Here is an 18,297-nt window from a genome sequence, read left to right as displayed (position 1 = left end):
GCGGCTATAAAAATATCAGCCTATTTACCCCAAGGGTTTACAGCGCCAGTGCCATTGGGCACTGATCTGCTGGTGTTATTTTTACTAGGCTTGCGAGAGTCTGAGCTTCTATTCTCGCCGCGGTCACTAGTTTTATATGGGCTTTTAGCTGCGCTTTCTTTGTTAAAGCGTTTGGCTTTATTTTTATCGTAATGATTATTCTTTGGCTTATCTGACTTGCCACGAGAAAGCGTTGGCTTGTCATCAGTTTTCGCTTTTGGCACTTTGGCATTCTTAGGGACAAAATCTAAGATTGAAATCGGTACTTCTTTACGCGTAGTAAAGCCTTCAACTTCTTTACGGACAATTAAGTGACCCAAACGGCGCTCAATTGCGCAGAGATTTTTAAAGTCATCTTTTGACACCAATGACACTGCAATACCAGACGCCCCAGCACGGCCAGTACGACCAATGCGATGCACATAATCATCAGCAGGGTATGGTAAGTCGTAGTTAATGACGATAGGTAAGTCATCAATATCAATACCACGAGAAGCAACACCAGTGGCAATAAGATAGGTGATTTTTCCATCTTTAAAATCTTTAAGTAATTGCTCACGTATCGGCTGGCTACGACCACTATGAAAAGACTCTGCAATAATGCCGCGCTTTTCTAATTGAGTCACCAGCTTTGCTGCACCGTGTTTAGTTTCGATAAAGATCAGCGCTTGTTTCCAATCGTTGTCTTTAATTAACTGGCTTAGTAATGCTGACTTCTTTTCTTTATCAACGGTAACTAACCATTGATCAATTTTTGGCGCTGCGTCAGCATCTTCAACCACTGAAATTTGCACTGGGTTACGCATAGCTGATTTAGCCAGAGCGCGAACTTGGTTAGACAAAGTGGCTGAAAACAACATGTTTTGACGTTCATCAGGCAACAATTCGATGATGCGGTTAATGTCTTCAATAAAGCCCATATCCAGCATTCTATCGGCTTCATCAAGCACTAACACTTCAAGCTCGTCAAAGTTAACGGCACGTTGAGTATACATATCCAGCAAACGGCCAGGCGTTGCCACCAGGATATCAATGCCTTCAATGAGCTTTTGCTTTTGGGCATTACTGTCAACGCCGCCATACATGACCATTGAATTTATTGATAAGTTCTGGCTGTATTTTTTGATGTTTTGCTCAACCTGAATCACCAGTTCACGGGTAGGTGCTAATACCAGTGCTTTGACGCGTTTGCCACGTACCTTATGGGGGGCTTTAAAGCGTTCGATAATAGGCAGTACAAAGCTGGCTGTTTTACCGGTGCCGGTTTGCGCCGCGGCAATGATATTTTTACCCGATAAAGCAACAGGTATAGCCTTAGATTGAATGGGAGTCGGCTTGGTATAACCTAAAGAACTAAGTGCACTGATTATTGGATCGCTTAATCCCAGCTTCGAAAATGGCATGTGTAATCTCGGGTAAAGTAAAATGATAATTAACAACACTGTCAGCAATGATTAATGTTTGGTTTAGCGTTAATCATGGCGCAGTGGTAAAGAATAGCTGGTTAGTATAACAGAGTGAGCAAAATATAGGGTAGGGCTGTTTTCGCTTTAAGCGTAAAGCTAACAAGGTGAATCAATATGATCTGTCGGCAGTCAATAAAGTTTTGACGCAGCAGTTCTTGCCTGTATGGCCTATGTTGATTTGAATCCAATTCGCGCGCAAATGGCTGCAACACCTGAAACTTCAGATTACACTAGTATTCAACGATGCATAAATTCAGCGATTAAAGGTGAGCAACCCAAAGAGTTACTGGCATTTGTAGGAAATGAACGTTTAGTGTAGTGACAAGGTGAATTTGGCCACTCATTTGTAGTTGAACTCACTTAGCATAGAAATTTTAATCCTAAATTCACCAATTAGATTTAGAGATCTAACTCGGAAATGTCCAGAGGTGAGTTACAAAATGATCAAACGATATTGTTTTCAATTGACAATAACTTCACTTCAGCTAGTGAAAACGATCAAACTTCATCAAGTCGAAGTTCAATAAATAAGCAAGCCCCTGCCATTTCTGATCAAACATTATTGCTCTCAAACATGAACAGTGAATCAATTAGGTCAAATTTATAAGTTAACAATAATAAGCATAAAAAAGGGAGCTAATCAGCTCCCTTTATTGTGACACTTTTTTATACATAGACTTGTTACTAGCCATGTAAAAAGTAAACACTATGCTTTCATGACTTTCTCGCCACGGGCAAGACCTACAACGCCTGAGCGAGAAACTTCAATTACCTTTGTGACTTCAGCAAGCGCGCTGATGAAGGCATCTATTTTTTCGCTGGTACCGGCCATTTGAATGGTATACAAGCTGGCGGTGACATCCACTATTTGACCTCGGAAGATATCAGCAGTGCGTTTGACTTCTTCACGCATCTCTCCTTGGGCTTTAACTTTGACCAATGCCAGTTCTCGCTCAATATGGGCATTTTCAGTTATGTTAGAGACTTTTAAAATATCAATTAACTTATGAAGTTGCTTTTCAATTTGTTCGTGAACATCAGCTTCAGCATTCACCGTAATATTAAGGCGTGACAGGGTGGTGTCTTCTGTTGGCGCAACGGTTAAGCTTTCGATGTTGTAGCCACGCTGAGAAAACAGTCCAACCACACGAGACAATGCCCCTGGTTGGTTTTCTAATAATACAGAAATAATACGACGCATTAGCTTCTCTCCGTTTTACTTAACCACATATCTTTCATTGCTTCTCCACGGATCAACATTGGATAAACATGCTCTGTTTCATCAACGCTAATATCAACAAAGACTAACTTGTCTTTCATTGCCAATGCTTCAGCTAACTTTGACTCTAATTCGTTAGGATCACTAATCGTCATGCCAACATGGCCATAAGCTTCAGCGATTTTGGCAAAATTAGGCACTGAGTCCATATAAGAGTGTGAATGACGACCTGAATAAATCATGTCTTGCCATTGCTTAACCATACCTAAGAAACGGTTATTCAAATTAATGATTTTTACTGGGGTGTCATATTGCAGCGCAGTTGAAAGTTCTTGAATATTCATTTGGATTGAACCATCACCCGTAACACACACTACGGTTTCATCTGGCATCGCCATTTTTACGCCCATGGCTGCAGGTAAACCAAAGCCCATGGTGCCAAGCCCGCCTGAGTTAATCCAACGGCGTGGCTTATCAAATGGATAGTAAAGCGCGGCAAACATTTGGTGCTGACCCACATCAGAGGTGACGTAGGCATCGCCATTGGTTAATTTATGCAGTGTTTCGATCACTTGCTGTGGCTTTATGCGATTACTTGATTTGTCATAGGCTAAACAATTTTTTTCGCGCCATTGATTAATCTCAACCCACCAAGCATCAAGCGCTTCGCTGTCGTTGGTTTTTTCGGTGTCATCAAGTAAAGCTAACATGCTATCGAGGATATTTTCAGCAGAGCCAACAATCGGTATATCCACTCGTATGGTTTTAGAAATAGATGCCGGATCAATATCGATATGCAAAATGGTGGCATTAGGGCAATATTTTTCTACATTATTGGTGGTACGGTCATCAAAACGCACCCCAATACCAAAAATTAAGTCACAGTTGTGCATCGCCATATTAGCTTCATACAAACCGTGCATGCCTAACATACCTAAGCATTGTGGGTGAGTGCCAGGGAATGCGCCTAAGCCCATTAAGGTATTAATGACTGGAATATTGAGCTTTTCAGCTAGGCGAATAATTTGTTGGTCGCAACCTGAAATAATAGCGCCGCCGCCCACATATAACACAGGTTTTTTAGCCGATAACAGCGCTTGTAATCCACGGCGTATCTGACCTTTGTGGCCTGCGGTTGTCGGATTGTAAGAGCGCATATTAACGCTTTCAGGGTAAATGTATTCGTGCAGGACTTCAGGGTTTAAGCAATCTTTTGGTAAATCAACTACGACAGGGCCAGGTCTACCGGTTGCTGCAATATAAAAAGCTTTTTTGATGATTTCGGGGATTTCACGGGGATCTTTAACTAAAAAGCTATGTTTGACAATAGGGCGTGAGATCCCAATCATGTCACATTCTTGGAAAGCATCATTACCAATCAAATTACTCGGAACTTGGCCTGATAAAACCACTAAAGGAATAGAGTCCATGTAGGCGGTAGCAATACCTGTAATGGCGTTAGTAGCACCAGGACCAGAGGTTACCAGTACGACACCCACATCACCGGTGGCGCGGGCATAACCATCAGCCATATGCACAGCTGCTTGTTCATGTCTTACTAGGATATGTTCTACGCCAGAATCTTTGTGCAGCGCATCGTAGATGTCGAGTACTGAGCCACCTGGGTAGCCGAAAATGTGTTTTACGCCTTCATCGATTAACGAGCGCACTATCATGCTGGCGCCGGATAATTTTTCCATTGCTAAATCCTCTTAAGTTACCGTTATGGTAAACAGTATCTTGCTACAACGACGGTAATCGTTCTAAAAATAAGCCCGAACGGTAATTCGAACTCGCTTATCTACGCAGTAGAAAACCGCCTCAGATAATTTGACTAAATATGTATCTTGCTGATTTCCAAGATACCTTCATCATATTTATTTTTGAGCACGATACAAGTGTCTTGTTGAAATAAAGTAATTTAGGTGAAAGTATTTCATGATTGTTTAAGATAAATGACAATTAGGCGTCTTAAATTAATTAAAAAGCGTGAAAACTGCAGAAACTTGAATTAAACCGAGTATATTACGCTTGCTTGTATCGTGTTGTTTTTCGGACAGGTATTTGCTGAGTTTAAGGTGATTTGATTAAAAATGTTTAAATAGGAAATGTATGGACCCATCTGTTGTCATGTTGATGCTATCGGCCGCACTATTTTGCGCTACCATGACGGGTACGCCAGGGCCTAATAATGTGCTATTGGCTAACTCTGGAGCTAATTTTGGTGTTAAACAAACCGTACCGCATATGATTGGATCCGTTTAGGCCAAACCAGTTTGCATGTGGCTATGTTATTGGGGTTAGGGTCTTTATTTGAGTCATGGCCGCTACTGCATCAGATGTTAAAATATGCATCCATTGGCTACTTGATCTATCTCGCGGTCAAAATAGCCACGCAACATGGACGCAATCAAGCCAGCGAAAGGGCTAAGCCGATAACCTTAGTTGAAGCCGCCTTTTTTCAATGGATAAACCCTAAAACATGGATGGCTTCAATTAGCTTATTAAGCGCATTTACTATTAGTGGTGACTTATATTGGACAACGGCAATTGGTGGGGTGCTGGTATTCAATATTGTGGGGCTACCAATGTCATTGCTTTGGGTACTGATAGGCTCTTCTATCAGTCAGAAGTTAAACACACCTATTCGTCAGCGAAATTTTAATTGGTTGATGGCGGCGATGTTACTAAGCACATTACCTATGGTGTTAGTGTGAATTTAAACGGCTCTTTATGAGCCGTTTTATTACAAGTTCAAGCCGCTAGATGATTAGTTTCTTGGCTGGGTACGTTGAAACAATAAACAACCCATTACCAGCATTACTGATAACAACATCATCGCCGAAAATGGCACCGCGGTGCCAGTATAAAAGAAAGCCAATAAAGGGCCAGCTAATGAGCCAAAGCCAAATCTCAGAGTGCCAATTACAGCCGTTGCAGTACCGGTTTCTTGTTTAAATTTCATCAACACAATGGCATCGGCATTAACAGACATCACTCCTAAACAGCCCATTAATGGGATCAGCATGGCGACAGTAAAGTGGTAACTCAAGCCTAAAAGATTCACCAGCAACAAACCTGCGGCTGCTAAGGTGGCAAACACGGTTGCAGCAAACAGCATTCTGTTTGAGCCAAAACGCCCGACAATTCGAGAGTTTAAAATGTTCGCCAACATCAGAGCGCCGACATTAGTACTGAATAATATTGAAAATAAGGTTTTATCTAAATCAAAGACTTCCATATAAATGAAAGGCGAAGCTGTTAAATAACAGAAAAACGCAAAGGAAGTCAGTACTCCGCAACTAATATTGAGTTTCACACCTTGGCGGCTCAGCACGGTTTTATAGGCGTTTAAAAAGGATTTATTACTGCGGGCATCTTTTGCTTTGTCGCTGGGCATTTTTAATTTAAAAATAACCAACAAAAGCAAAAATATAGCATAACAACTTTGGCTTAAAAAGATTAACGGCCATTCACCCACTTCTAAAATTAAACTGCCTACACTGGGCGCAAGTAACGGCGCTAACATCATTATTAAGCTGACGTAAGACATTCCTTTGGCAGTATTGTCACCATAAACTTCCTTAATATAACCAGGTACCACAACCGTGGCAGCTGCGCCAATAAATGCTTGGGAAAAACGCAGCGCTAAAAATAACTCAATATTAGCGGTGATAGAAATAAAGAAACTGATTAAGGTAAACCCACTTAAGCCAAAAATGACCAAGGGCCTACGGCCAAAGCGATCAGCAAGCGGGCCAAAAGTGAGCATCCCTAGCGCGTAGCCCGCAAGGTAAATACTTAACGATTGCTGCACTGTGGTGACATGGGTTGAATAGCTGTCAGCAATGGCAGACATTGCTGGTAAATACATATCGATGGCTAATGGGGTGATGGCCACAATCGCAGCCAGCATCGGAATAAGCATGGCAAGGTTTGGGGAGTTCTGCGCCGAGGTCACAGAAGGAGAGTTAGAAGACATGCTGACAAAAACCTCATTGGATAGACATAAAATAGGATCACATCGAAGAATTTTATAGGAAAGAGAGTACGAAATTCTGGCAAAATTTTACCATGAAAAAGGTGATCAGCATCGAAAAATATCAGGAATTAAGTGTATTTTAATCTTTACTAAATCAGACTGTTGAGGCTTAACATTAAAGTAACATTGTTGTCGTTTTAGTGTCATCGAACTTGAGTAGCTTAGCGCCCAACTTTGCAACAATTACTTAATAGAGACTAAAGCATGAAAACGAAAATTTTTCCGTTAACCACACTTTTGCCGTTAACCACAGTAATGTCAATGATGCTGCTAGCAGGCTGTAATGGTGATGATGGTCTTAATGGCGTTCAAGGTGTTGATGGTACGAATGGTTTAAGCTCGTTAATCTCAATCACTGAATTAACTGCTGGCAATAGCCAGTGTCCATTTGGTGGTCAACAGATCGACACGGGGATTGATGTAAACATAAATGGTGTTTTAGACACAGATGAAGTGCTTACTGGCCAAACTCAAATACTATGTGCTGAAGCTCAAGGTCAATTGCAGTTAGGGCTAATCGGTCGTTATGAATCAGGAATTTATGGCCAAAGCGCAGCAGAAATTGTTGACTTTCATCAGGTTAGCAACAGCGTATATGTAGTTAATGCACAAAGTGGCATGTTAGATGTCCTTGACTTATCTTCGTTAGCAAGGGTTAATTCAGATGACATAACGGCGATAACATTAAACAACCTCACTAAAACCTTAAGTGTAAACGTTGCTGAAGATGCTGAAATTAATGATTTAGGCAGCGTCAACAGTGTCAGTATTTATGGCGACTTATTAGCCGCCGCCGTTGAGAGAGCTGATAGTGCCGGCAATGCGACCCAAGGCAAGGGTATCGTTGCATTTTATCAATTATCAGCCACTGCAGAGCCTGAATTTATTAAGGCCGTAGAAGTAGGGGCATTACCGGATAATGTGGTTTTTACCCATGATGGTGCCAAACTGGTTATAGCAAATGAAGGTGAGCCAAACTCTGATTATAGCGTTGATCCAGAAGGTACTATTGCGTTGATAGAGATTACCGATGGTCTGCCAGCAGATACTGCTACTTTGATTGATTTTAATGAATTTAATCTAGGTGAAGCTCGCCATAATGAGCTTAGTAATATGATTAAGATTAATGGACCAAACGCTTCAGTTTCACAGGATCTTGAGCCTGAGTATATTGCAGTGTCCAAAGATAATCAGTTTGCTTATGTCAGCTTACAAGAAAACAATGCTATCGCAGTGATTAACTTAGAGAATAATACCGTCGAAGCCATTAATGCTTTAGGCCTTAAAGATTACGGTAAAGCAGGTAATGAGCTTGATGCCAGCGACAAAGATGATGCCATTAATATCGTTAATTATGCTGGTGTCTATGGGATGTATCAGCCTGACACTATCGCCAGTTATCAATGGCATGGACAAGACTTTATTGTCACAGCCAATGAAGGTGATGCTCGTGATTATGATGGTTTTTCTGAAGAAGCCCGCGCCGATGATTTGATTTTAGACTCAAGCCACCCGCAAATATTAGCCGCCCAAGATAAAACTCAATTAGGCCGATTAAAGGTTACCACTAGCATGGGTGATGATGATAATGACGGCGATTTTGATAAAATTGTATCTTATGGTGGCCGCTCATTTTCTATCTGGAGTCATGCTGGTCAATTAGTCTTTGATAGTGGTAATGACTTTGAGAGGATTACCGCAGCAGTGCTAGGTGAAAACTTCAACAATCATAATGAAGAAAGCAAAGGCGATAGTCGCAGTGATGATAAAGGTCCTGAGCCTGAAGCGCTAGCGATAGGTAGAATCGGTGATAAAAATTATGCTTTCATCGGCTTAGAGCGTACATCTGGGATAATGATTTACGATATTACTAATCCTTTTGACGTCAGTTTTATTGACTATGTGGTGAACCGTGATTTTGATATCGACTTTGAAATAGACGGCGAAACCATGAGTGGGCAACCTGAGCTTGTGGGTGATTTAGGCCCAGAAGGGATGAAATTTATTCTAGCTGAGGATAGCCCTACAGGTTTGCCATTATTAATTATTGGCAATGAAGTAAGCGGCAGCACCAGTGTTTATCAAATAAGTTTTAATTAGCACAAAAATAAGCTAAATCCATCGTTACACTCGAGCAGCAATCTTGACTCAGAACACTTACTCCAAAGACCAATATCAATTGATATTGGTCTTTTTGGTTTTTTGGTTCGTATGAGACAAGACATTATTGTTGTTTTTAATAGCAAAAAGGTGATTTTATTCTGATCTAGATCATGTATTCTGTCATTGTTTGATCAAGTTAATTATTTATCTAGGAGTACTCAATGGCATACGCAGACAGTCATACTTTTTTAATGGGTGAACATGTCATTTTAGAGCCGTTAACACTCGAGCATGTGCCAGCGCTAAGTCTTGCAGCTGCTGATGGCAACTTATGGGAGCTTTGGTATACCTCGGTTCCCCATGCCAATGATATGAAAGCTTATGTTGAAAAAGCCATAGCCCAAGAACAACTTGGCGAAGCATTGGCTTTTGCCGTGCGGGACAAAACCTCAGGTGAGGTGATCGGTAGCACCCGTATCTGCCAATGGGATCAACCTAATCGTCGCTTAGAAATTGGCTACACTTGGTATGCAAAACGTGCCCAGCGCACCGGTGTTAACACCGAAACCAAATTGTTATTACTCGATTATGCGTTTTCAACCTTGGATGTCATGGCGGTGGAATTTCGCACCCATTGGCACAATCAAGCATCAAGGCAGGCAATTACGCGTCTTGGGGCTAAGCAAGATGGGGTGTTAAGAAACCATAAACTTTTGAAAGATGGCACAGTCAGAGACACAGTTGTTTACTCCATTATTGATTCAGAATGGCCAACGGTTAAGCAGCATTTAAAGCATCGTTTAGCTCATTACCAACAACAATTTAGCAATAGCATTGCGCACTCAGAAATTAATTACTAAGAAAGGATACAGTATGTTTAAAAAAGGATATCAGTTCGCCGCTGCGATCACGTTAGTTGCCACTAGCTTAAGCGTACAGGCGCAAGATAAAGCTGAAGCCGCATTTACTAATGAATTAGTCCAATGTGCCGCATATTATCAAATTAGCTCTAGCATGATTATGGGTATGAATGCGCCGCAGATGAAACCGGTTGGTGAAAGATTGAAAACATCAGCAGTTGAAGCTGAAAAATTAGCCGCGGGCTACTTAAGTGCCGAAAAGGCGGCTAAAGCGGTCACAGAAGCGAAAAACCAGCAGCTTGCCAGTTTACAAGGCCAAAGCGGCTTAGGTCCGTTAATGAATAAATACAAAGAAGTGTGTAAAAAAGCGGTGTTAGACCCTAAGGCGCGTCTCGATTACTGGGCAATGGTGACTATGTAATTTTAAGTTTGCGGCGCGCCAAGGTATTTTAAACCAAGGCGCGTTAGTTTTGTTAAAGTCTGAGCTAGTACATATAATGCAATTATCCCTCATGCAGTTAATTCTCATACCAAGCTCCAAGCCATAATCGATCGACTGAAATCGGTATTTAGTCATTTATTTTTGAGTCCATTTCCCTTTAGCTGTTTGGATAAAATGACTTTTTCTGGCTGCGGCAATGGCTTTTTGCGCGGCTCTTGCAGCGACATCTTCAGTGGATAATTTATTCTTTTTGGCAATTTTTTGATAATGTAGCTTTCGCTTACTATTTACCTCAGTTATTAATGTTTTTGCGTCGTTATCATTGACCACCAAACCAAGATAACCATTAGTTTGCTCACCAACTAATCCTTGGTCTTTAGCTTGTTGCAATGTCAACGCAGCTACATTTGAACTCAGTGTTAACCCTAGAAGTAACGTTAAAACTAAAGCCATGATTTTTGTGTTCATTATTGCCTCCTTATTGATTAAAACAGCTCATCATCTTCTAAAAGAATATCGAGCTCTTTATCGATTTTTATAATGATTTCATGCTCAATTTTTACATTAAGATTAATGACAATAGGCTTATCTGGTGGCTCAATTTTAACGGTTGGGGTACAGGCGCCTATCAGCAGTACTGATGCGGCAATAAGAAATATTCGGTAAATCGACTGAGTGTTCACAAAGGTGTCCTTTTACTTCACGGAACGTTCAATATCATTTTGCAGTTGGTTACCAATCTGCGTGCTTTTGTATAATTGAAATAGGTTCTCTTCATGAGAGTAGTTCAAATGAATAGGTCGTTCAATATCTTTGCTTTGTCCTTTTACTTGAACGGCTAATTGGGCATCGCCATTTTGTTGCATATCAAGTGTGCTTATTAGCTCGGAATACTGCAAGTGTTCTAATGCTTGCGCCACTATCTCTAAATGAGGTTGGCTTGCTTTCACTTGCTCAAGTGCTGGGTTATTAGAGACTTTGATTAAGCCGCCAGGGGCTCGGGCGGCTAAATGGCCTCCGGCAATATTAATTTTTCCATCAACTAAAGTCGCGGGTAAGACTCCGTCAAAGATCCCATCGGCATATACGCCTACTTGAGGCTGTGCTGCCAGTAAGGTTTGTAAACTAATGCCGTTAAGCATCAAATAGCCTTCTGACTTATCGTGTAATTTTAAAAAAAACTCAGGTATTAAAAACTCGCCATCCAGTAAATTGCCCCGTGCTGTTAAGTTGACGTCTGTATCACTTAAACCTGTGATTTCTTGTAACCAGTTTTTGGCAGGTATTTGCTCATTTTTACCTAATGAAATATCGGCTTTGAGATTGAGTTCATCTAAGTTTATGCCGACATAGGCGTTAGCAATGTTTAGCTCAGTTTGTTGACACAATAATCGACTTTGGCTGTAGGTTTTTGTTAATAATTGTGAGCTATGGGCTTGTTGCCAGTTAAATTGGCATTGGGCATTGATACTGCCATTATCAAAAAACATTTCGTTGTACTGCGCCTCAACATCAGAGAGTGACTGAGTAAATTTCATTTCAAATAAGGATACCCCTTGGCTTTCAACAAGGGCAAAACCAGCATCCAATTTATTATGGCCTGCAATGGATAAATCACTCGGCAGCATTTGAGTTTGCGCTAACACTCCAAGCAGAGGGGCTAAATCAGAGTCAGTGTGCCACTGACCGGCTAATGATAAAGGGTTATTATTTTTAGGTAGTTGCAGTAGGTGGTAACTCGATAGTGCTAGCTCATCAAGTTGCCAAAGCTCTTTACCTGTGAGCAGCTGGCTGTGTAACTGCAGGTTTTGTTCAAGGGTTAAGCTGTCTAATCGCAGTAGTGGATAGCGGCGCAGTTTTGATTTAGTCGGGATCAATTTATCGATGCGGATATCGTTTAATTGCCAGATTAAATCACTGCTATTGCGCTGATTTAATAATGACGTAAGTAAGCTTGGTTGGCTTTTGATGTCATTAGTTGAATTGTTACTAGCTAGATTCTTAGGCTGGTTCATACTTGAAGGTAAGAGCTTTGAGGTTAATTCATCCACGGGTAACGTCGCTGGCATAAATAACTCAATTGCTTGTTTAGCATCAACAGCAAATTGGCCTAAATATATTTCAAGCGATTCTTTGGCGTTAATCGTATCAGTTGCCGTGCTTAGATCTTGAAGATGAAACTTATCAAATCCGAATGAGAAGTCATTGAGCTTTATTTGGCTGCCGTCAATGGTTGAACTAAGCTCGCTAGCCCCTTGTTGTTGCCAGTTAAGTCCCTCAAAGGCGATAAGTTTGTTGGCAGATATTAAGCTTAAATCACTAAGCTGTAATTGAGCGTTTTGTTTGAGGCTAACTTTGGTTGTGGGGTGATTTTGACTTAGCTGATGCTCAACAGCTAATTGGCCTGTTAAGCTTGCGCCATCAATAATTAAAGTACTGTCGACATTATCTAAGTGACTTAAATCAATTGGTTTAACTTGGTTGATATCAACATTTATTGCGCTTTTTACTTGGTAGTTTTCATTAGCAATAGCGGCGCTGTTATCAGTAAAAATGAGCTGAGTAGTAAGCAGTGGATGGGCTATTTGTGCATTGAATGAAGCTATATGTAAATCATAATGGCTATTTGAGTTTGGGCTATCGTTAGCCAGTGTGATATCCATGTAAGTCGGTGAGTTAAACGCCAAAGACCAGTCAATAGTGGCGTCACCCTTAGGTAATCCTGTATTTGTCTCGGCGCTAAGCTTAGCAACTTGAGTCAGTAATGACTGTATATTGTTCTCACTTTGGTTTTTTTCGAGATTTTGGCGATCTTCGACTTTTTGATTTACGTTGGCAACGCTATCTGCACGATTACCTTGAATATCATTTAAGTAACCGCTGAGTTTTATAAGCGCCTTTGGGCTGGTGGATTGCTGCCACGAAAACGGCGCTAAAGAAATTGATACCCGCTGATTAGCATTATGTGTATCTTGTGGCTGATAATTAACCTCGAGGCTGATGGGCATTTCAGGTTTAAAGCTAATAGTACTATTAACGTTATTGTCAGCAGTTGGCGCGATTTCAATATTGCTAATTTCGTGATGACTGCTGATTGACCCACTTGGTAAATCTAATCGTGTTTGCCCTAACCAGTTGCCATTAAATTGATAATTTGCCGCTGAAATAGGCGTTATTACAGGGGCTAAAGCTTGGGATAATAGTTGTAATCCCTGCTGTTCATCTGTATTCGTGGTGGCCGTTATTCTCTGAGTCACTGACTGTTCCAGCAATTGCAGGCTTTGGAGCACTTTATTGATATCGACATCGGAATTAAGCTGCCACTCACGTGGATTTAGGCTTAGCGCAATATCAATAAACTCTTGCTGCATAAGCAACAGCTTACCTGTCAGTATTGTTGAAGTTGAAGTTGAAGTTGAAGTAGCAAAAGATGTAGCAGCGCTTTTTTTACGACTTGTTTGATTAACTGCTATGTTTTGATTTTGACCACTGGCAGCAAGGCTTAAATTATGCGCCTCGATTAACGGCTGAGTTAAGTCTTTATCATCAGCCCAGTAAATATTTATCTTAGCCAGCTCAATGAACGGCAAATGATTGATACTCAGGCCGACATCAGCGTCAGTTGTTGCTTGGTTATCTTTACCCACAAAACGGCGCTTAAGAAATGAATAACCTAAGTTAACATCAATTCTTTCTACTGTAACAGCCTCAAAATCTTGTATTGTCAGAGCCATGTTTTTTAATGCGCCATAGCCATCGACTAATCTTAGCTCGGCATTGTGTAAGCTAATTACACTATCTTCATACTCAAGGGAGATAAATTTAAAATTGAGTTTATTAACAGTATCAAAGCTAACCGCGAGATCTTTAACCTGAATATCATAAGCCGAGGTGAGGGTGTTAAGTACTTTTAAGGCGATAGGGCGAAAATTTTGTTGCAGCACAAGCAAGCCTAATGCAATGGTAAAAAAGCATAGGATAAAGAATCGTTTAACAGTAAAAAGGCGAACTGTCATTTGGGCTGAGTAGTCTTTTAAGATATTGATTGTAAGCTAGTTTATCACAGCAGTTTACTCGCTGATATCACCCTGTTAACAACAGCAGGTTAAGCTGTGCTATTAACAGGGAAATAACTGATGCAAATTATGCTTATCGCCAGCGAATGTGGGTTGTGAGGGTATGACTTTCACCTGCTTGCAAGTGAACTTCATCTTCTAATACGTTAGCCGCTTCAAGGCAAACCATAGTGAGATAGTCATTATCATTAAAGCGAGATAAACGCTGGGACTTATCAATCCACGGATTCCATAACACCGCAGACTGGCTGTTTTCACGGCTGACTTCAATATCACCAGCTGCAGTATGCAGTACCTGGGTTTGTGCTAAACCTGTATAAACTCGGTCAGTTTCACGGTCAAATAACACGTCGTCAGACTCTTGGGCAAAAGGGCCTTTGGCAAATTCTATGTATTTGGAATCTTTAAAGCCTGAGGCTTTAAGTTGATGAATATCCTCAATAGGAAAATAACTGTGCAATGCTTGGGTAAAGTTAATTGGGTAATCAGCATTGTTTTTATTCACTATGCTGACAGTTAACGTTTCAGACAGTGAAAATAATACACTTACCTCAGTATCATGTGGCCAATACTGTTGCTGCTCGGCTGAAACTTTCAAGGTAAACACTAAATCAACAATTTGATTGCGCATTTTAACGGATGCTAAAGACCATAAACTGGTGCGGGCAAAACCATGCTGCGGGAAACCTTCAATGTCACTGGCACCAAACCATGGCCAACATATTGGAATGCCGCCGCGAATACCGTTACCCGGCTGATAATCATCAGCATCAGAGACCCATAACAAAGGCGCTTTATCTTTGGGCTGGAAAAAATCTATTTGAGCCCCTTGATGAAATATACGTGCCTGACAAAGTGGGGTATTAACTTCGACAAATTCCAAACCGTTTGGGTGTTTTTTAGTGGTAACCGAACCCATAATGCGTGTTCCTTGTTGTAGATATCGTTAGAGAAATAACTAAGCTCTAGCTTACAAAGTTTTGCGACATAACTTAAGCTATTTGGGCTTTGATTTTATGGTTTTAGTGTTCGGCAAAAGCGATAAGCAATAATGCTAATGTTGCCGAGATTAAGTATTAAGTGATGCGCTTTAATATAATCCTTTAATTTAGCTGCGGCTGAAATGTAATAAGCGATTATTGGCCGGCATTGAGGTGTCGGCTTGTAAGCTTAGGCCTTGATCGCTTGCAAGTGATGTTATCCACTCTATATCTCTAATACCGCTTTGAGGGTTATTTTGCTTAAGCCACATATCAAATTGCGCATTACTGTCGCTACTAAATTGACCTTGATAATTAAACGGCCCATAAATTGCGACATTAGCATGTAAATTAAGATATTGCCCTAAGCCTTCAAAAAAGGCGACTACCATAGATTCGCTCATAATGTGAAGAGTATTGGCGCTAAATAAACCATCAATGTTTGTCGCAATTTGTGCACTTGGCCAAGCCTTGGTGACATCAAGTTCGATTGCGGCTAGTAGGTTTTCAGGACCTTCAATGTGGATGCGGCTATTAAGCTGGGCTAAGTAATCACTTTGATCGCTAGCTTGCCAGATTAAGTGAGGTAAATGTTTAGCAAAATAAACACAATGCTGACCAGTACCACTGCCGATTTCTAATACTTGTGTTGAACTTGAAAAAACCGACTTTAACTCAGTTAAAATCGGTTTTTTATTATTTTCACAAGCTTGGGAAAACGGCAGTTGAGAGAGTTCGCTTAAGATAGGTCGACCTTTTCCATTTCTAATTGCTGCAATGCGATAACTGCTTGGGTGCGGTTTCTCACCCCGAGTTTACGAAATATTGCTGTGGCATGGGCCTTAATTGTTGCTTCAGATACACCAAAGTCATAGGCGATTTGCTTATTGAGTAAGCCTTCTGCAAACATTTGCAATACCCGATATTGCTGCGGGGTTAAGTCTGAAAGCTTACTGGCCATTTGGCTTGAAGGATCATCAGAAACGGGGAGTACTTCAGTTCCTTTAGGCAGCCAAATATCTCCTTGAAGAACGCCATCAAGGGCTTCTTTAAGGGTATCCATAGATGCCGACTTAGGAATAAAGCCTGAGCTACCGTAATGAATAGCACGACTGATGGTTTGGATATCTTCGTGAGCTGAAATCACCACCACAGGAATGTCAGGGTAATGGCCACGTAAATGTATTAGCGTAGAGTACCCATGGGATCCCGGCATTTGAAGATCAAGTAAAATGAGGTCAAGCTCACTGGCTTTATCATCAAGTATATGTTGCAGCGCTTCAGCACTGTCTGCTTCAAACCAATTGGTACCTTGAAAGGCATTACTTAACGCTTGTCTTAATGCATTTCGAAATAATGGATGGTCATCGGCAATAATTATATTTAAGTTATGTAGCTTCATGGCTTTTTAATAGTCTTGTTTGCACGTGAAGAAGATTTAATGTAACAGATAAGTAAGATAAAATTCTAGGGTTTATCAAATACAAAGCGGCAAACGAACAATTTAACTCATTATTTTAGACTTTTGTCTAATAAGCTTATGGGTTAAAGGCATGATTGTACGTAAAAACAGAAAGTAACGGAGCGAAAGAGTCATTCCGTTACTTAAACCTGCTTTTTGATAAGCAACTCGCCATTGAATAGGGTCAATCACGATTTATGATGGGCAGTTTTTTATAGCAATTTGAGTTTATGGCCACACTTGAGTTGGAGCGCGCTGCTCATCAACGGCGACGAATGTAAATACCCCGCGTATGGCATGCTCACGCTTGTCTTGATACATATCTTCAAGGAATATATTCACTTCAACTTTAATTGATGTGTTACCGACGTGGATAACGCGGGCAATTAACTCAGCTAAGCTACCTGCCGGTATCGCTTTTTTAAAATCAATGCGATCAGAACTAACAGTAACTAAAGACTTACGGCAAAAACGGGTGGCCGCAATAAAGGCGGTTTCATCCATCCACGCCAATGCATCGCCACCAAAAAGGGTGTTGTGATGGTTGGTATTGGAAGGGAAAATTGCTTTAATCACTCGCGACTCTGATTGTTCGATTCGCTTAGCGACATCTTCATGAAAACTAAGCTGTGATGTGATTTCTGTTTGACTAGTGGAGGGCATATAACGACCTAATATTATGCTTTTATGTGGCGGCTTCGCCAAGGTGGCGCGATTATACGTTTAAGCGGGAATAAAGGGTAGCTGTGCGAGGGAGTAGTAGCCTTAGATTAGCAAAGTTTAATTAATAATATGCACAAGTTTCATGAGCCTCTAACTTGTTTTAGGTTAAATCAACAAGGCCAATAACACAGGTCTTTAGTAGGCTAATACTTTAGCAATGTGGTACTAACCTGCGCTGCTGGTTTTTCTGAACTGCTTGGGGCAAATATCGTTACTATATATAAACGGTCAAATTCAGATTTTTCATTAATCTCAGTGCCGGGTTCGCCGCCCAGTAAATTCACCAGTTTAGGGGTGGTATTGCTGTGTCCAACCACTAATACCTTAGCGCCACTATTAAGCTGTAATTGGCTGGCAAATTCAGCTAACTCTCTGGGATTATAGTAACTGATTTTGAGGTATTGTGAGTTAGCTGTTGGCAGCGCTGTTTGCTCTGTGCGCTGGTATTGAGTGCTATAAACGGCATCAAGCTTAATTGCTGATAAGGTATTCGCTAAAGCAAGGGCGCGATTTTTACCTTGTTCTGTTAATTGTGGATCTTCACCAGTTTGTTTTTCACCATGGCGAACCAAAAAAATGGTGCTGGTTTTATGGGACGTTGATGCGCTAGCGTTAGACATAGCAGGAGTATTATGGCTATTTACTGCGGCGTTTTTTTCATTGGCTGTGGCGAGAATTGGCGAACTTAATCCAATGAAAATTATCGATATGATGCTTAACTGAAATATAATTTTTACTGAAGGGTAGCTCATCATTTTATTATCGCTTTTCGGGGGGAGTTGTTGATTAAGTAATTAACGAGAGTCGCTTAATATTAGTCACTTAACCTTAGTCAAGTAACATGAGTCACCTTACATTAGTCAAATAACATGAGTCACTTAACTT

Annotated in this window: 15 protein-coding genes and 2 pseudogenes; 5 read left to right on the top strand and 12 right to left on the bottom strand. The window is 40.8% G+C overall.

Annotated features, from left to right (window positions below; translation table 11 throughout):
• Positions 1-20: 20 nt before the first annotated feature.
• The gene (locus AB4140_RS10500) at positions 21-1,442 is read right to left on the bottom strand and encodes a DEAD/DEAH box helicase (protein ID WP_102476243.1); all 1,422 of its coding nucleotides are present in this window, start codon (positions 1,440-1,442) and stop codon (positions 21-23) included.
• A gap of 205 nt (positions 1,443-1,647) precedes the next feature.
• Here AB4140_RS10500 and AB4140_RS10495 point away from each other — a divergent pair.
• Positions 1,648-1,815: pseudogene (locus AB4140_RS10495) on the top strand (transposase); the annotation flags it as partial.
• A gap of 396 nt (positions 1,816-2,211) precedes the next feature.
• Here AB4140_RS10495 and ilvN read toward each other — a convergent pair.
• Positions 2,212-2,706, bottom strand: coding sequence for an acetolactate synthase small subunit (gene ilvN, locus AB4140_RS10490; protein ID WP_076537586.1), 495 nt, complete (start codon positions 2,704-2,706; stop codon positions 2,212-2,214).
• Positions 2,706-4,424: an acetolactate synthase 3 large subunit gene (locus AB4140_RS10485; protein ID WP_102438190.1), complete on the bottom strand. Its 1,719-nt coding sequence runs from the start codon at positions 4,422-4,424 to the stop codon at positions 2,706-2,708. Before AB4140_RS10485 ends, ilvN begins: the two co-directional genes overlap by 1 nt.
• 412 nt (positions 4,425-4,836) lie before the next feature.
• Between AB4140_RS10485 and AB4140_RS10480 the strand changes: the two are divergent.
• A pseudogene (locus AB4140_RS10480) lies at positions 4,837-5,441 on the top strand (LysE family translocator).
• 53 nt (positions 5,442-5,494) lie between these two features.
• On the opposite strand, the gene AB4140_RS10475 reads toward AB4140_RS10480, so the two are convergent.
• Complete coding sequence (locus AB4140_RS10475) at positions 5,495-6,706, bottom strand: multidrug effflux MFS transporter (RefSeq protein ID WP_102438187.1); 1,212 nt, start codon at positions 6,704-6,706, stop codon at positions 5,495-5,497.
• Between the two features lie 264 nt (positions 6,707-6,970).
• Between AB4140_RS10475 and AB4140_RS10470 the strand changes: the two genes are divergently transcribed.
• The 3 genes from AB4140_RS10470 (at position 6,971) to AB4140_RS10460 (ending at position 10,150) form a co-directional block, all read left to right on the top strand.
• Positions 6,971-8,866 carry a choice-of-anchor I family protein gene (locus AB4140_RS10470; RefSeq protein WP_372000872.1) on the top strand — a complete coding sequence of 632 codons (1,896 nt, stop codon included), beginning with the start codon at positions 6,971-6,973 and terminating at the stop codon, positions 8,864-8,866.
• A gap of 224 nt (positions 8,867-9,090) precedes the next feature.
• The gene (locus AB4140_RS10465) at positions 9,091-9,729 is read left to right on the top strand and encodes a GNAT family N-acetyltransferase (protein WP_102438183.1); all 639 of its coding nucleotides are present in this window, start codon (positions 9,091-9,093) and stop codon (positions 9,727-9,729) included.
• Between the two features lie 13 nt (positions 9,730-9,742).
• A complete protein-coding gene (locus AB4140_RS10460; protein WP_102438181.1) occupies positions 9,743-10,150 on the top strand; it encodes a hypothetical protein in 408 nt (135 codons plus the stop codon).
• A 156-nt stretch (positions 10,151-10,306) separates the two neighbouring features.
• Here the strand turns inward: AB4140_RS10460 and AB4140_RS10455 are convergent, their stop codons facing one another.
• The 8 genes from AB4140_RS10455 to AB4140_RS10420 form a co-directional block, all read right to left on the bottom strand.
• A complete protein-coding gene (locus AB4140_RS10455; protein WP_102476248.1) occupies positions 10,307-10,639 on the bottom strand; it encodes a YdbL family protein in 333 nt (110 codons plus the stop codon).
• 17 nt (positions 10,640-10,656) lie between these two features.
• Complete coding sequence (locus AB4140_RS10450; protein WP_241901002.1) at positions 10,657-10,839, bottom strand: YnbE family lipoprotein; 183 nt, start codon at positions 10,837-10,839, stop codon at positions 10,657-10,659.
• 27 nt (positions 10,840-10,866) lie between these two features.
• Positions 10,867-14,115 carry a YdbH domain-containing protein gene (locus AB4140_RS10445; protein WP_372000870.1) on the bottom strand — a complete coding sequence of 1,083 codons (3,249 nt, stop codon included), beginning with the start codon at positions 14,113-14,115 and terminating at the stop codon, positions 10,867-10,869.
• Between the two features lie 205 nt (positions 14,116-14,320).
• On the bottom strand, positions 14,321-15,166 hold the full coding sequence (locus AB4140_RS10440) for a D-hexose-6-phosphate mutarotase (protein WP_102438173.1): 846 nt from the start codon (positions 15,164-15,166) through the stop codon (positions 14,321-14,323).
• A gap of 189 nt (positions 15,167-15,355) precedes the next feature.
• A complete protein-coding gene (locus AB4140_RS10435) occupies positions 15,356-15,997 on the bottom strand; it encodes a DUF938 domain-containing protein (RefSeq protein WP_102438171.1) in 642 nt (213 codons plus the stop codon).
• Entirely contained in the window at positions 15,967-16,629 is a 663-nt protein-coding gene (locus AB4140_RS10430) for a response regulator transcription factor (RefSeq protein ID WP_076537614.1), read from the bottom strand. Before AB4140_RS10430 ends, AB4140_RS10435 begins: the two co-directional genes overlap by 31 nt.
• 288 nt (positions 16,630-16,917) lie before the next feature.
• Entirely contained in the window at positions 16,918-17,352 is a 435-nt protein-coding gene (locus AB4140_RS10425; protein WP_102438169.1) for an acyl-CoA thioesterase, read from the bottom strand.
• A 203-nt stretch (positions 17,353-17,555) separates the two neighbouring features.
• Entirely contained in the window at positions 17,556-18,167 is a 612-nt protein-coding gene (locus AB4140_RS10420) for a histidine phosphatase family protein (RefSeq protein ID WP_198589282.1), read from the bottom strand.
• Positions 18,168-18,297: the final 130 nt, after the last annotated feature.

The organism is Shewanella sp. 10N.286.51.B2 (assembly GCF_041469265.1).
Lineage (GTDB): Bacteria > Pseudomonadota > Gammaproteobacteria > Enterobacterales > Shewanellaceae > Shewanella.
This window is presented reverse-complemented; position numbering and strand designations above follow the sequence as displayed.

Excerpts from the sequence above, each read along its gene's own strand:
- AB4140_RS10465 (WP_102438183.1), top strand. The coding sequence starts at position 9,091 with ATGGCATACGCAGACAGTCATACTTTTTTAATGGGTGAACATGTCATT.
- AB4140_RS10500 (WP_102476243.1), bottom strand. The coding sequence starts at position 1,442 with ATGCCATTTTCGAAGCTGGGATTAAGCGATCCAATAATCAGTGCACTT.
- ilvN (WP_076537586.1), bottom strand. The coding sequence starts at position 2,706 with ATGCGTCGTATTATTTCTGTATTATTAGAAAACCAACCAGGGGCATTG.
- AB4140_RS10470 (WP_372000872.1), top strand. The coding sequence starts at position 6,971 with ATGAAAACGAAAATTTTTCCGTTAACCACACTTTTGCCGTTAACCACA.
- AB4140_RS10485 (WP_102438190.1), bottom strand. The coding sequence starts at position 4,424 with ATGGAAAAATTATCCGGCGCCAGCATGATAGTGCGCTCGTTAATCGAT.
- AB4140_RS10430 (WP_076537614.1), bottom strand. The coding sequence starts at position 16,629 with ATGAAGCTACATAACTTAAATATAATTATTGCCGATGACCATCCATTA.
- AB4140_RS10420 (WP_198589282.1), bottom strand. The coding sequence starts at position 18,167 with ATGATGAGCTACCCTTCAGTAAAAATTATATTTCAGTTAAGCATCATA.
- AB4140_RS10455 (WP_102476248.1), bottom strand. The coding sequence starts at position 10,639 with ATGAACACAAAAATCATGGCTTTAGTTTTAACGTTACTTCTAGGGTTA.
- AB4140_RS10425 (WP_102438169.1), bottom strand. The coding sequence starts at position 17,352 with ATGCCCTCCACTAGTCAAACAGAAATCACATCACAGCTTAGTTTTCAT.
- AB4140_RS10440 (WP_102438173.1), bottom strand. The coding sequence starts at position 15,166 with ATGGGTTCGGTTACCACTAAAAAACACCCAAACGGTTTGGAATTTGTC.
- AB4140_RS10460 (WP_102438181.1), top strand. The coding sequence starts at position 9,743 with ATGTTTAAAAAAGGATATCAGTTCGCCGCTGCGATCACGTTAGTTGCC.
- AB4140_RS10475 (WP_102438187.1), bottom strand. The coding sequence starts at position 6,706 with ATGTCTTCTAACTCTCCTTCTGTGACCTCGGCGCAGAACTCCCCAAAC.